General features: G+C 68.2%; 12 protein-coding genes. 5 read left to right on the forward strand and 7 right to left on the reverse strand.

The features are described from left to right. Window positions 1-31 precede the first annotated feature (31 nt). The 3 genes from AC5P88_RS11980 to AC5P88_RS11990 all read left to right on the forward strand — a co-directional run bounded on the left by AC5P88_RS11980 (window position 32) and on the right by AC5P88_RS11990 (window position 1,902). Window positions 32-889, forward strand: a complete 858-nt coding sequence (locus AC5P88_RS11980; RefSeq protein ID WP_495225117.1) for a class I SAM-dependent methyltransferase — start codon at window positions 32-34, stop codon at window positions 887-889. Between the two features lie 112 nt (window positions 890-1,001). Continuing rightward, the gene (locus AC5P88_RS11985; protein WP_495225181.1) at window positions 1,002-1,253 is read left to right on the forward strand and encodes a hypothetical protein; all 252 of its coding nucleotides are present in this window, start codon (window positions 1,002-1,004) and stop codon (window positions 1,251-1,253) included. A 109-nt stretch (window positions 1,254-1,362) separates the two neighbouring features. Beyond that, the gene (locus AC5P88_RS11990) at window positions 1,363-1,902 is read left to right on the forward strand and encodes a pseudouridine synthase (protein WP_495225118.1); all 540 of its coding nucleotides are present in this window, start codon (window positions 1,363-1,365) and stop codon (window positions 1,900-1,902) included. Window positions 1,903-2,036: 134 nt separating this feature from the next. Here the strand turns inward: AC5P88_RS11990 and AC5P88_RS11995 are convergent, their stop codons facing one another. Both AC5P88_RS11995 and hrpB read right to left on the reverse strand, forming a co-directional pair. Continuing rightward, on the reverse strand, window positions 2,037-2,411 hold the full coding sequence (locus AC5P88_RS11995) for a hypothetical protein (protein WP_495225119.1): 375 nt from the start codon (window positions 2,409-2,411) through the stop codon (window positions 2,037-2,039). A 213-nt stretch (window positions 2,412-2,624) separates the two neighbouring features. Beyond that, window positions 2,625-5,129, reverse strand: coding sequence for an ATP-dependent helicase HrpB (gene hrpB / locus AC5P88_RS12000; protein WP_495225120.1), 2,505 nt, complete (start codon window positions 5,127-5,129; stop codon window positions 2,625-2,627). 67 nt (window positions 5,130-5,196) lie between these two features. Between hrpB and AC5P88_RS12005 the strand changes: the two genes are divergently transcribed. Continuing rightward, the gene (locus AC5P88_RS12005) at window positions 5,197-5,994 is read left to right on the forward strand and encodes a TatD family hydrolase (RefSeq protein WP_495225121.1); all 798 of its coding nucleotides are present in this window, start codon (window positions 5,197-5,199) and stop codon (window positions 5,992-5,994) included. A gap of 74 nt (window positions 5,995-6,068) precedes the next feature. On the opposite strand, the gene AC5P88_RS12010 is transcribed toward AC5P88_RS12005, so the two are convergent. From AC5P88_RS12010 to AC5P88_RS12025, 4 genes are all read right to left on the reverse strand, one after another. Continuing rightward, window positions 6,069-6,953, reverse strand: a complete 885-nt coding sequence (locus AC5P88_RS12010; RefSeq protein WP_495225122.1) for a Rossmann-fold NAD(P)-binding domain-containing protein — start codon at window positions 6,951-6,953, stop codon at window positions 6,069-6,071. Next, a complete protein-coding gene (gene panE / locus AC5P88_RS12015) occupies window positions 6,950-7,888 on the reverse strand; it encodes a 2-dehydropantoate 2-reductase (RefSeq protein WP_495225123.1) in 939 nt (312 codons plus the stop codon). Before panE ends, AC5P88_RS12010 begins: the two co-directional genes overlap by 4 nt. 189 nt (window positions 7,889-8,077) lie before the next feature. Then, on the reverse strand, window positions 8,078-8,869 hold the full coding sequence (locus AC5P88_RS12020) for an ABC transporter permease (RefSeq protein ID WP_010482250.1): 792 nt from the start codon (window positions 8,867-8,869) through the stop codon (window positions 8,078-8,080). Continuing rightward, a complete protein-coding gene (locus AC5P88_RS12025; RefSeq protein ID WP_099551730.1) occupies window positions 8,866-9,834 on the reverse strand; it encodes an ABC transporter ATP-binding protein in 969 nt (322 codons plus the stop codon). The genes AC5P88_RS12020 and AC5P88_RS12025 overlap by 4 nt, the downstream gene beginning before the upstream one ends. Window positions 9,835-9,919: 85 nt before the next feature. Here AC5P88_RS12025 and AC5P88_RS12030 point away from each other — a divergent pair, with 85 nt between their 5' ends. Beyond that, window positions 9,920-10,669 carry a ferredoxin--NADP reductase gene (locus AC5P88_RS12030; RefSeq protein WP_106550660.1) on the forward strand — a complete coding sequence of 250 codons (750 nt, stop codon included), beginning with the start codon at window positions 9,920-9,922 and terminating at the stop codon, window positions 10,667-10,669. Between the two features lie 90 nt (window positions 10,670-10,759). Here AC5P88_RS12030 and AC5P88_RS12035 read toward each other — a convergent pair whose 3' ends face one another. Continuing rightward, window positions 10,760-11,926: a lytic polysaccharide monooxygenase gene (locus AC5P88_RS12035; RefSeq protein ID WP_495225124.1), complete on the reverse strand. Its 1,167-nt coding sequence runs from the start codon at window positions 11,924-11,926 to the stop codon at window positions 10,760-10,762. Between the last annotated feature and the right edge of the window lie 160 nt (window positions 11,927-12,086).

Below are 12,086 nucleotides of genomic sequence, written 5' to 3' on the forward strand. Positions count from 1 at the left end.
TCTCGCCGCATCTTCCGCTGGAGTCGTCCCGATGATGCCTGCTTCGTCCCTGCGTGGTTGCCGACTGCTGCTTGCTTCGGCGCTGCTTGCTGCTGTTCCCGCGTTCGCCGCACCGGCCACGGTGGCGCCCGCGAAGATCCAGGTCTCACCGGCCATCGATGCGGCGGTGAAGGCGCCCACCCGCGATGCCAACAACGTCAAGCGCGATGGCTTCCGTCATCCGGCGCAGACGCTGTCGTTCTTCAGGGTGGCTCCGGAAAAGACCGTCATCGAGATCACCCCGGGCAACGGCTGGTACTCGGAAATCCTGGCGCCGCTGCTGCATGACAAGGGCCATTATGTCGCCGCCGTGGTCGATCCGATGGCCGTGGCCGAGGGCCGCGGCCGCGACTACCAGCAGCGCAGCCGCGACAGCCTGGAAAAGAAGTACGCCGCTGCACCGGCGCAGTTCGGCAAGACCGCGGTGGTGGCCTACGATCCGGCCAAGCCGGTGTTCGGCCCGGCCAGTTCGGCCGACGTGGTGCTGACCTTCCGCAACGTGCACAACTGGCGCAAGGCCGGCCAGGCGCAGGGCATGTTCCAGGGCTTCTTCAACGTGCTCAAGCCGGGCGGCGTGCTGGGCGTGGTCGAGCATCGCGCCAAGACCGATGTGGCCGACGACGATGACACCGGCTATGTCGGCCAGCAGCAGGTGATCGCGATGGCCGAGGCCGCCGGCTTCAAGCTGGATGCGCGCAGCGAGGTCAACGCCAACCCGCGCGATACCAAGGACCACCCGAACGGCGTGTGGACGCTGCCGCCGACCAACCAGCACGACAAGGCCGACGACGCGAAGTACCAGGCGATCGGCGAAAGCGACCGCATGACCCTCCGCTTCATCAAGCCGTAAGGGGGTAGCGCCGGGCCCCGCCCGGCGAGCGCAGCGGCGCTGCAATGGACGTACTGTGTATCCGCCGGGCATGGCCCGGTGCTACCGCAAATGGAGTGGACTGTTGAAAAAGGTGCTGTACATCGCTGTCGCCGTGCTGGTGCTGACGCGGCTGATTGATTTCGTGTTCTACGGCGGTCATGCACACGATCTGGTGGGCTCGCTGGGTTTTGCGGTGTTGTTCGCCGGCATCCTGCTGGAACAGCGCGTGCGTGCCGTGAATCCGCCGCCGGTCCGTCTGCGACGGCGGGCCAATGTCATCGCGGCGTGCGGCATCGCGTTGGTGCTGGGCTCGTTCCTGCTGGAGTGGAAGGTCTTCGGCTGAGCCCCGCCGTAGCCTCCGCCAAGGAGATGCCCGGTAGCGCCGGGCCGCGCCCGGCGAGCAAGCTGCGCGGCGTGGGACAATGTGCTGTCCGTCGCCTGCCGTGCCCGCAATGCTGATCGCCTTCAACAAGCCCTTCAACGTGCTCTGCCAGTTCACCGACCGCAGCGTGCCGCCGCGGCCGACCCTGGCCGGGTTCGGCCTGCCGCCGCGCGTGTATGCCGCTGGCCGGCTCGACCATGACAGCGAGGGCCTGCTGCTGCTGACCGACAACGGTACGCTGGCGCACAAGCTGACCGACCCCAGGCACAAGGCCGACAAGACCTACTGGGTGCAGGTGGAAGGCGCGCCCAGCGATGACCAGCTGCAACAGCTGCGCGAAGGCGTGGTGCTCAACGACGGGCCGACCCTGCCGGCGAAGATCGAACGCCTCGATCCGGCGCCGTCGCTGTGGACGCGCGATCCACCGGTGCGCTTCCGCAAGACCGTGCCGGACAGCTGGCTGGCGATCACCATCCGCGAGGGCCGCAACCGGCAGGTGCGGCGGATGACCGCGGCGGTGAACCTGCCGACGCTGCGCCTGGTGCGGGTGTCGATGGGGCCGTACCAGCTGGATGACCTGCAGCCGGGGCAGTGGCGGCAGATCGGCTGAAACGGAAAGGGCCGGATACCTTCCGGTAGCCGGCCCTCACAGGCTGAACGGGTCAGAGCCCTTCCTGCGGAAGGGATCCGACCCTGGATCGGGGTCAGACCCCTTCCGCAGGAAGGGCTCTGACCCGGGCAACCTCAGGCATCGCTGCCGATATCGCTGTGCTCGTCCACGACGGTGGCGTTGCGGCGGTCGCGTGCGCTGATGCGATGCGCCTGGCCGTCCACCAGTTGGCCATTGGCAGCCTTCTTCTTCTGCTGCTTGCGGTACATCGCATAACCCAGCAGGCCAACCCCGACTGCCGCAGCAGCCACGGCCACTGCCGGATTGCGGCGCACGAACTTGGTCGCGGCCTTGCCGCCGGTCTTCACTGCGCCGATGGCGGCGCCGGTCTTGATCCAGTCCGCGTTGCGCAGGCTGCCACCGGCGCTCTTCAGGCCATCGCCGGCGGTGTGGGCCAGCTCCAGGGCGCGCTCCAGAGCGCGGTCGGTGATTACGGTCAGCTTGCTCATGCGGGGGTCCTTTGCCTCGGGTCGAAGTCCAGTGTCGCGTGTTGCCCGTAAACGGTATGTCAGTCGGGGCTACGCATGGTGTGACTCTACTCCAGCCATTCAGGATCAGGCAGGGTGGGGTCGGATCCCTTTCCGTTGGGAAAGGGCTCTGACCCCAGCGCGATGTATGCGGTCAGAGCCCATTGCGATGCAATGGGATCCGACCCCGCCCCCTCAGGTTCCGCGCGGCTTGGCCCGGTGCGTCGCTGTCGCGGTCCACGGATCATCCGGCCACGGATGGCGCGGGTAGCGGCCCTTCATTTCCTTCTTCACCTCGGCATAGGTGTTCTCCCAGAAGTTGCGCAGGTCCTGGGTGACCTGCAGCGGGCGGCCGCCGGGGGAGAGCAGGTGCAGGGTCAGCGGCACGCGGCCATCGGCGATGCGCGGCGTGTCGGCCAGGCCGAACAGTTCCTGCAGTTTCACCGCCAGCACTGGCGGCAGCGGATCACCACTCTCGCTGTCCAATGCATAGCTGATCGGCCGCTCCAGCCCGGACGGCACGGTGATGCGGGTCGGCGCATGACGCTCGACCAGCTGCCGCTGCGACCACTCCAGCGGCGACTTCAACGCTTCGCCGAAGCTGGATTCGTCCAGCGCATCCAGACGGCTCTTGCCGGCGAACGCGGGCTGCAACCACTGCGCGCGGTTGGCCAGCAGGGCGTCGTCGCTGCAGTCGGGCAGGCCGAGCTCCGGCATCCAGCGCCGCAGCGATTCGACCCGTGCCTGCCACTGGCGCAGGCCTTCGGTCCACGGCAAGGCGTGCAGGCCGAGTTCGGCGACCGCGTCGGTCAGCGCCTGCGCGGCGTGCTGCGGATCGACCCGGCCGGCAGAGCGGCTGTCCAGCACGATCCGGTCGAAACGGGTCTCGCGCAGTGCCACCAGGGCGCGTCGCTCGCTGTCCCAGCGCACTACGTCTTCGGTGACGAAGCGCTCCGGCCATGCCTTGCGCAGCCGATCTTCGTCCACCGGCGCGGCGCGCAGCAGCAGTGCATCGCGCGCCTCGAAGCGCAGTTCGCTGGCGACCAGCCACGGTTCGCCGCGCAGGTCGCTCAGCTCGTGCAGGCGCGCGCTGCGGCCATTGGTCAGCAGGTAGCGCAGCGGATCGCTGGGATGCTGGAAACCGATCCGGTCGGGAAAGGCGTGCGCAAGCAGGTCACCGAGTTCGTGCGCCTCGATGCTGGCCGGCGGCGTAGCCTCGCAGCGCAGGCGGCGACGCCACTGCTTGGCGGCGGCATCGATCGCGGCCAGTCCGCTGCGGTTGGCATCGCCCGGTGCGCGGCCATTGCGGAACGCGGCCAGTGCGCGCCAGCGGGCCGCCAGCGCGTCACCGCCCTGACGCAGCGGGTCGCGGGCTTCCAGCAGTGCGGCCAGATCCGCCGCCAGTGCCTGCGCGCGTGCATCCGGCGCGGCCAGCAGCATTGCCGCCATCCGCGGGTGCGTGCCCAATGCCAGCACGCGCCGGCCGAGTGCGGTGATCGCGCCACTGCCGGACAGGGCACCGAGACGCTGCAGCAGTTCGCGCGCCGCGCTCATCGGGCCGGTCTGTGGTGGATCGAGGAAGCGCAGATCGCTGCTGCCCCAGGCCGCCAGTTCCAGCGCCAGCCCGGCCAGCTCCACCTGGTCGATCTCGGCGCGGCGCTGCGGTTCCAGCCGCTGCGATTGCGGCCACAGCCGCCAGGCCACGCCCTCGGCCACGCGTCCGGCACGGCCGGCACGCTGGTCGGCCGAGGCCTGCGCGATCGCCACCACGTCCAGCCGGGTGAAGCCGCTGTTGGGGTCGTAGCGCGGTTCGCGCGCCTGGCCGCTGTCGATCACCACGCGCACGCCGGGCAGGGTCACCGAAGACTCGGCCACGTTGGTGGCCAGCACTACGCGGCGGCGGCCGTCGCTGGCGGCCTGCAGTACGCGCGCCTGCTGTTCCACCGGCAACTCACCATGCAGTGCCAGTACCTCGACGTTGCCGTCCAGTGATTCCTGCAGCCCGGCCTGGACGCGCGCAATCTCGCGCTGGCCGGGCAGGAACACCAGCACGTCGCCGGGGTGTTCGGCCAGCGCCTGCTGCACCGCTCGGCGCACCTGCAGCTCCAGCGCTTCATCGCGGCGCGCCGGGAAATGGCTGATCGCCACCGGGTAGCTGCGGCCCTCGCTGCTCAGGCGCGGTGCATCCAGGAAGCGCGCCAGCCGCTCGCCATCCAGCGTGGCCGACATCACCACCAGGCGCAGGTCATCGCGCAGCTGGGCCTGAACGTCCAGCGCCAGCGCCAGGCCCAGATCGCCACTGAGATGGCGCTCGTGGAACTCGTCGAACAGGATCGCGCCGACGTCTTCCAGCATCGGGTCGTCCTGCAGCATGCGGGTCAGGATGCCTTCGGTGACCACCTCGATCCGCGTGCGCGACGAAACCTTGTTCTCGAAACGGATGCGGTAGCCGACGGTGCCGCCCACCTCTTCGCCCAGCTGCCGCGCCATGAACAGCGCGGCGCTGCGTGCGGCCACCCGGCGCGGTTCCAGCAGGATGATCTTCCGCCCCTGCAGCCAGGGTGCATCCAGCAGTGCCAGCGGCACCTGGGTGGTCTTGCCGGCGCCGGGTGGGGCTTCCAGCACCAGCCGCGGCTGCGCGGCCAGGTGCTGCTGGATCTGTGGCAGCAGCGGGGAAATCGGGAAGAGCGGGGCGTTCATGTGCAAAGGATAAGGGGCCACGGCGGGCGCAGGTACAATGCGCGGGCACTTTTCCCCCGCGATGACCATGCACCTGATCGATATCGGCGCCAACCTGACCCACGATTCCTTCGACCGCGACCGTGACGCCGTGCTGGACCGCGCGCGCCAGGCCGGCGTGGTGCAGATGGTCATCACCGGTGCCAGCCGCGAGCACTCGCCGCTGGCCCTGCAGCTGGCGCAGCAGCATCTGGGCTTCCTGTATGCCACCGCCGGCGTGCACCCGCATCATGCGGTGGAATACACCGACGAATGCGATGCCGAGATGCGCGCGCTGCACGCCCACCCGGAAGTGGTGGCGGTGGGTGAGTGCGGGCTGGACTACTTCCGTGACTTCTCGCCGCGCCCGGCCCAGCACCGCGCGTTCGAGCGCCAGCTGCAGCTGGCCGCTGAGAATGGAAAGCCGCTGTTCCTGCACCAGCGCGACGCGCATGCCGATTTCATGGCACAGATGAAGAACTTCGAGGGCCGCATCGGCCCGGCGGTGGTGCACTGCTTCACCGGTGAACGCGACGAACTGTTCGACTACCTGGACCAGGACTGGTACATCGGCATCACCGGCTGGCTGTGCGATGAGCGCCGTGGCGCGCACCTGCGTGAACTGGTGAAGAACATCCCGGCCAACCGCCTGATGATCGAGACCGACGCGCCGTACCTGCTGCCGCGCACGCTGAAGCCGATGCCGAAGGACCGCCGCAACGAACCGATGTTCCTGTCGCACATCGTGGAAGAACTGGCACGTGACCGTGGCGAGGACGTTGCGGTGACCGCGGCCAATGCCACTGCTGCCACGCGCGCGTTCTTCCGCCTGCCCAACGCCGGTTGATGGTAGTGCCGGCCGCTGGCCGGCAACAGCATGAACGCCGCAATCATCGCGCGATTGCCGGCCAGCGGCCGGCACTACCGGAGCAGGTCGCGCAGGCCTTCGCGGTAACTCGGGAAGCGCGGTTGCCAGCCCAGCGCTGCACGCGTGCCACGGCTGTCGATGCGCTTGCTGCTCTGGTAAAAGCGGCGCAGCGCCGGGCTCAGCACCGGGTCGTCCCAGGCCATGGCGGGCGGCATCGCAAATCCACCCAGCTGTGCAGCGAAGGCCAGCACCTCCTGCGGTGGCGCCGGCTCGTCGTCACTGGGCAGGTACAACCCTTGTGCGGTGGGGCGCTGCATCGCGGCGATGATGACCGCCGCCAGGTCCTGCACGTGCAGCCGGTTGAACACCAGGCCGGGGCGGATCACGTGGCGTGCGCGGCCCTGTGACAACTGCACCAGCGCATTGCGGCCTGGTCCGTACAGGCCGGGCAGGCGGAACACCGCCGAGGCGATGCCGCGTTGTCCGGCCAGTGCACGCCACTGTGCTTCCGCCAGCCGGCGCTGCACGCCGGCCGCGTCGGTGGCATCGGCCGCGCTGCGCTCATCGATCCAACCGCCGGCGCGGTCGGCATACACCGACGTCGACGACAGATAGCCGACCCAGCGCAATGCCGGGTTGGCCTGCAGCGCGGGCAACAGCAGGCGCAGTGCCGGGTCACCCTCGGCATCTGGCGGCACGCTGCACAGAACGGCGTTGGCCTGTGCGATTTCCTCGAGCAGGGATGGCGAGGGCGAGGCGTCGGCATGCAACCGGTGTCGACGCAGGCCATCGTCGGGCGCCGCCGCCGGATCACGCACCGTCCCCGCAACCTGCACGCCGCGCGCCTGCAACTGCGTGGCCAGCACGCACCCGCTCCAGCCCAGGCCGAGGATCAGCACCCGCGCTGGCAGTGCGTTGGCCTGCAACGCGAAGCTCACGCGCTGCGCAGTGCCTGATAGGCCTGCAGGCTGCTGTAGGCGACCTGCAGCAGCAGGGCTTCCTGGTCGGCCCTGCGGGCACGCGCCAGCATGTCGCCGACGATCTGCTCGGCTTCCACCTGCTGGCCTGCTTCCAGGTCGCGCAGCATCGACGCCTTCAGGGCAGATCCTGCCTGGGTCAAGGTACCGCGCGCGGTGTCCTGCGCAGCTTCGGGAATCGGTTCACCGGCGGCCTCGGCCACGGCCAGGCACTCGTCATACAAGGCACGCACGATCGCCTCGCCATCGTGGGTAGCGACGATGGTGCCGATATCGGCGCGCAGCAGGCAGGTGGCCGCGGCCAGCGCGGTCAGGAAGGTGTACTTGACCCACTGTTCCTGGCCGATGCGTTCGCTGGCCAAGTGATCCAGGTTGGCCTGCGCGCAGACCGCAGCGAAGTCGCGCACGCGCGCGGAGACCGCGCCGCCATCGCGCTCGCCGAAGGTGAGCTTGGCCGGCTTGCCCAGATGCAGCACGGCGCCGTCGGGCGCCTTGGTGGCGCTGATGAAGCACAGGCCGCCGAGCACCGCCTCGCGGCCGAAGCGCAGATCCAGTGCGTTGTAGTGGTGGAGACCGTTGAGGATTGGCAGCACCGTGGTGTTCGCACCGACTGCCGGCGCGATGGCATCGATCGAACTGTCCAGGTCGTAGGCCTTGCAGCTGAGAATGATCAGATCGAACGGCTTCTGCGCGGCGAGCGCGGGCAGTGCGTCGGCGGTGACGTGCTGCACCGGGAAGCGGGCATCGCCGATCGGGCTGCGGATGACCAGACCATCGCGGTCCAGCTGCGCTGCGCGGGCGGGGCGCACGAGGAAGGTCACGTCCACGCCGGCCTGGGCCAGGCGACCACCGAAGTAACCGCCGGTACCGCCGGCGCCGAGGATCAGGATGCGCATTGCAGGTTCACCGTGTTCTGGGGGAATCAGAACAGCGATTGTGCCGGAGATTGCAGGCGGCGTCGGTGTCTTTTACGGCATGGGGTCAGATCCGCTTTCCGCAGGAAAACGGATCTGACCCCAACGGTCTCCAGCGCTGCATCCACGCATGGTGTGGATCGACGGTTGCCGGCCAGCGGCCGGCACTACTCAGCTGCGCATGCCCACGCCACGGCGCAGCAGCCACAGCGCCAGCGCCGTCAGCACCACCACGAAGCCGATCATCAGGCCGTAGGCCACCGGCAGCGGTACGTCACTGCTGCCCAGCAGGCCATAGCGGAACGCGTTGACCATGTAGAAGATCGGGTTGGCGTGGGTGGCCGCCTCGGCCCAGCCCGGCAGCAGCTTCACCGAATAGAACACGCCGCCCAGGTAGGTCAGTGGGGTCAGGATGAAGGTCGGCACGATCGCCACGTCGTCGAACTTCTTCGCATACACCGCGTTGATGAAACCGGCCAGCGAGAAGATCGTCGCACCCAGGATCACCGTGGTCAGCATCACCAGCGGGTGCGGGATGCGCACCGGGGTGAAGAACATCGCGATGATCAGCACGATCACGCCCACCATCAGGCCGCGCAGCACGGCGCCGGCCACGTAGCCCCACAGGATCACCCAGTTCGGCATCGGGCTGACCAGCAGCTCTTCCACGTGGCGGCCGAACTTGGCACCGAAGAACGAGGAGCTGATGTTGCCGTAGCTGTTCTGGATCACGCTCATCATCACCAGGCCCGGCACGATGAACTGCATGTAGGTGTAGCCGCCCATGTCACCCACGCGCGACCCGATCAGGTTGCCGAAGATCAGGAAGTACAGGGTCATGGTGATCGCCGGCGGCACCAGGGTCTGGCCCCAGATGCGCATGATGCGGGCGACTTCGCGGCGCACGATGGTCATCAGCGCGACGCGGTTGCGCTGGCCGTCGGTCAGCTCGGTGGTGCTCATGCGGAGGTCTCCAGGTTGCCGGTGAGGCGCACGAACAGCTCCTCCAGGCGGTTGCTCTTGGTGCGCATCGAACGCACGCGGATGCCGGCCTCGTTCAGCGTGGCGAACACGCGGTTGAGGTCCATGGCGCGCGGCATGTCGATGTCCAGCGTGTGCGGATCCGGCGCGGTCAGGGTCGCGCCTTCGATCACCGGCAGCTGCGCCGGCAGCTCACCGTCGATGTCCAGCAGGAAGCCTTCCACGTCCAGCTTGGCCAGCAGGGCGCGCATCGGGCCCTGCTCGACGATCTGGCCGTGGTTGATGATCGCCAGGTGGCGGCACAGATACTCGGCCTCTTCCAGGTAGTGCGTGGTGAGGATGATCGTGGTGCCGGCGGCATTGATCTCCTTCAGCACGCGCCACATGTCGCGGCGGATCTCGATGTCCACGCCGGCGGTCGGCTCGTCCAGGATCAGCAGGCGCGGGCGGGTCATCATCGCGCGCGCGATCATCAGCCGGCGCTTCATGCCGCCGGACAGGGTGCGGCTCATCACCTGCGCCTTTTCCCACAGGTGTGCGCGCTTGAGTTCCTCTTCGGCGCGCTTTTCAGCTTCCTCGCGCGGCACGCCGTAGAAACCGGCGTAGTTCACCAGGATGTCGAAGGGCTTCTCGAACAGGTTGAAGTTGATTTCCTGCGGCACCAGGCCGATCAGGCGCATGGTGGCGCTGCGGTTGCGCACCAGGTCGCTGCCGAACACTTCCACCTGGCCCTCGCTGAGGTTGACCAGGGAGCTGATGATGCCGATCAGGGTCGACTTGCCGGCGCCGTTGGGGCCCAGCAGGGCGAAGAAGTCGCCCGGGGCCACTTCCAGGGAAACGCCCTTCAGGGCCTGGGTGCCGTTGTCGTAGGTCTTGCGCAGGTCGCGCACGCGCAGGGCGGGCGCCGTATCGTTCTGGGATGCCAAGCTCGAAGCCTTCGCGCCCATGGGCTGGCGCTGGAGAGGGGGCGGGGAGGGGCTATTATAGAAGACCCCGAGGGCTTGCCCCGGCTACACACTGTCCCGAAAAGTCGTGCCTGTTCAATTCCCCCTCAAGCTGGTCGGCCGCCGCATGCTGGCCCCGACCGTCGGCCACTACCAGTTCGTGCGTGACGATGGACAGCCGCTGGATTTCCAGCCGGGCCAGTTCATCCAGGTCCATTTCAGCTACGCCGACGGCACCGAAACCAAGCGCAGCTACTCGCTGGCGACCATCCACGACCACGCGCTGGGCCCGGGCGAGGCGGTGGATATCGCGGTCAGTTTCGTGCCCGGCGGTGCCGCCACGGCGCTGTTCGAGGCGCTGGAGCACGGCGGCCAGGTCAGCGCGTCCGGCCCTTATGGCCGTTTCTGCCTGAACCCCGGCGACCACAATGCCCGCTACCTGCTGATCGCCACCGGTACCGGCGTCACGCCGTACCGCTCGATGCTGCCACTGCTGGAAACGGCCATGGCCGAGCGTGGCGTGCAGATCGTGCTGTTGCAGGGTGCGCGCAGCCCGGGCGAGCTGCTGTACAGCGAAGATTTCTACAGCTTCGCCGAAAAGCACCCGAACTTCCGTTATGTGCCGTGCCTGTCGCGCGAACTGCCGGCCGATCCGCACCCGGATGTGCAGCATGGCTACGTGCAGCAGGCCCTGGCCGGTTTCTCGCCGGACCCGGCCACCGACATCGCCTACCTGTGCGGCAACCCGGACATGGTCGATGCCTGCGCCGAGCTGCTCAAGGCGGCTGGCCTGGGCAACCCGCAGATCCGCCGCGAGAAGTACGTCAGCAGCAAGTAAGCCAGGGTAGTGCCGGCCGCTGGCCGGCAACCCCATGAAGCCTGGAAATACCCACCGGAGGCGGCGTCATGCCGCCCCCGGTGCCCTGCCTCAGTACGCGATCCAGGCATCCCGCCAGGCGAATCCGGTGCCCGGGCGATAGGCATCGGCATTGATGTTGCACCAGGCGCCTTCCGGGAACGGGCGGCAGGCGTACAGCTTGCCATCGGTGCCCTTCACTACGGTCTCGCCAGGCTTGTAGCTGCCGATACCGGCCGGGTACACGAAATCGTAGTCGCCGCCCGGCGGATCGACCGGGCCCGGCCCCGGAATCCGGGTTTCCAGTTCGAAGCGGTTGCCCGGCTTGAGATAGACGCGGTTCTCGGTCGCCGACGCCACCGGCGTGATGACGCCGTTCCTCATGACGCCCACCCGGGCATGCTCGGCGCTGCCGTTGACCTTGCGCGCCAGCGCCAGCGGCCACTGGTCTGGAGAGGTCTGGCCGGCGGCCAGGGTGATTTCCGGACGTTCCAGATCGTTGCCGTTGGCGTTGAACACGCGCAGGGTCACCGTAGTGCCTGCTTCCAATGCCCCGCGCGCGGTGACCGCGCCGGCATCCTGCCATTGCGGCGGCGGGGTGACGCCATCACCGCCTTCGAAACGCACGTCCGTGCAGGTGTAGAAGGCCTCATCCGAATCCGAGCGCTGCCAGGTGTTGTAGATGATGTGCTGGCCGCTGCGCTTGGGCAGCGGGCAATCCAGCTTGTAGACACCGCCCTCGGACAGCGGCACGTTGCCCAGCGTGCAGAACGCTTCCAGGTCCGACCAGCGCAGGCCGTCGCTGGCCTTCCAGCCGTCACGGGTGACGTAGAACTTCCACTCGCGGGTGGCGTGCGGTGCCGGTGCCAGGAATTCAAAGGTGTACCGGCCGCGTGCATCGGCGCGGATCGGTGAGGTCGGCCAGTCGCTGCGGTTCAGGTCGAGGCCGCGGAACTTGCTGTTGCCGCCGCTGCACAACTGGCCGTCCGGCACCACGGCCTGATGGTTGCCATTGGCATGGGCCTGGTTGATGCCATTCCAGTCATAGAACGGCTGCGCGCCACCAATGGCCTTGGCCGCAGCGCAGGCCGGGTTGGTCGGGTTTTCCGGGTTGCCCTCGTAGCACTGCTTCACGCGGCTGAGGGGCTTGGACATGGTGCCGTGGGCGAAGGCGCTGCCGGACAGGGCCAGGCCAGCGATGGCGGACAGCGCGAGCGCGGCCCGATGGGACAGTTGCATGGAGATCTCCTCTGGAAGGGGGGGCTGCCGGGAGGAGTCTTCACATGCGAACTGACGATCACCATAGGAACTGTACGAAATTCGCGGCCGCGACTTTGCTTCTGCGCAGCCGTACCCACTTCCTGCAGGGGAGAGGCGATGCAGTGGCACCGCCTCTCGA

The organism is Stenotrophomonas sp. YJH_SMC_8 (genome assembly GCF_059371315.1).

Bases quoted from the DNA above. Each gene is read 5' to 3' on its own strand.
- AC5P88_RS11980 (WP_495225117.1), top strand. From the start codon at position 32: ATGATGCCTGCTTCGTCCCTGCGTGGTTGCCGACTGCTGCTTGCTTCG.
- AC5P88_RS11990 (WP_495225118.1), top strand. From the start codon at position 1,363: ATGCTGATCGCCTTCAACAAGCCCTTCAACGTGCTCTGCCAGTTCACC.
- AC5P88_RS11995 (WP_495225119.1), bottom strand. From the start codon at position 2,411: ATGAGCAAGCTGACCGTAATCACCGACCGCGCTCTGGAGCGCGCCCTG.
- hrpB (WP_495225120.1), bottom strand. From the start codon at position 5,129: ATGAACGCCCCGCTCTTCCCGATTTCCCCGCTGCTGCCACAGATCCAG.
- AC5P88_RS12005 (WP_495225121.1), top strand. From the start codon at position 5,197: ATGCACCTGATCGATATCGGCGCCAACCTGACCCACGATTCCTTCGAC.
- panE (WP_495225123.1), bottom strand. From the start codon at position 7,888: ATGCGCATCCTGATCCTCGGCGCCGGCGGTACCGGCGGTTACTTCGGT.
- AC5P88_RS12020 (WP_010482250.1), bottom strand. From the start codon at position 8,869: ATGAGCACCACCGAGCTGACCGACGGCCAGCGCAACCGCGTCGCGCTG.
- AC5P88_RS12025 (WP_099551730.1), bottom strand. From the start codon at position 9,834: ATGGGCGCGAAGGCTTCGAGCTTGGCATCCCAGAACGATACGGCGCCC.
- AC5P88_RS12035 (WP_495225124.1), bottom strand. From the start codon at position 11,926: ATGCAACTGTCCCATCGGGCCGCGCTCGCGCTGTCCGCCATCGCTGGC.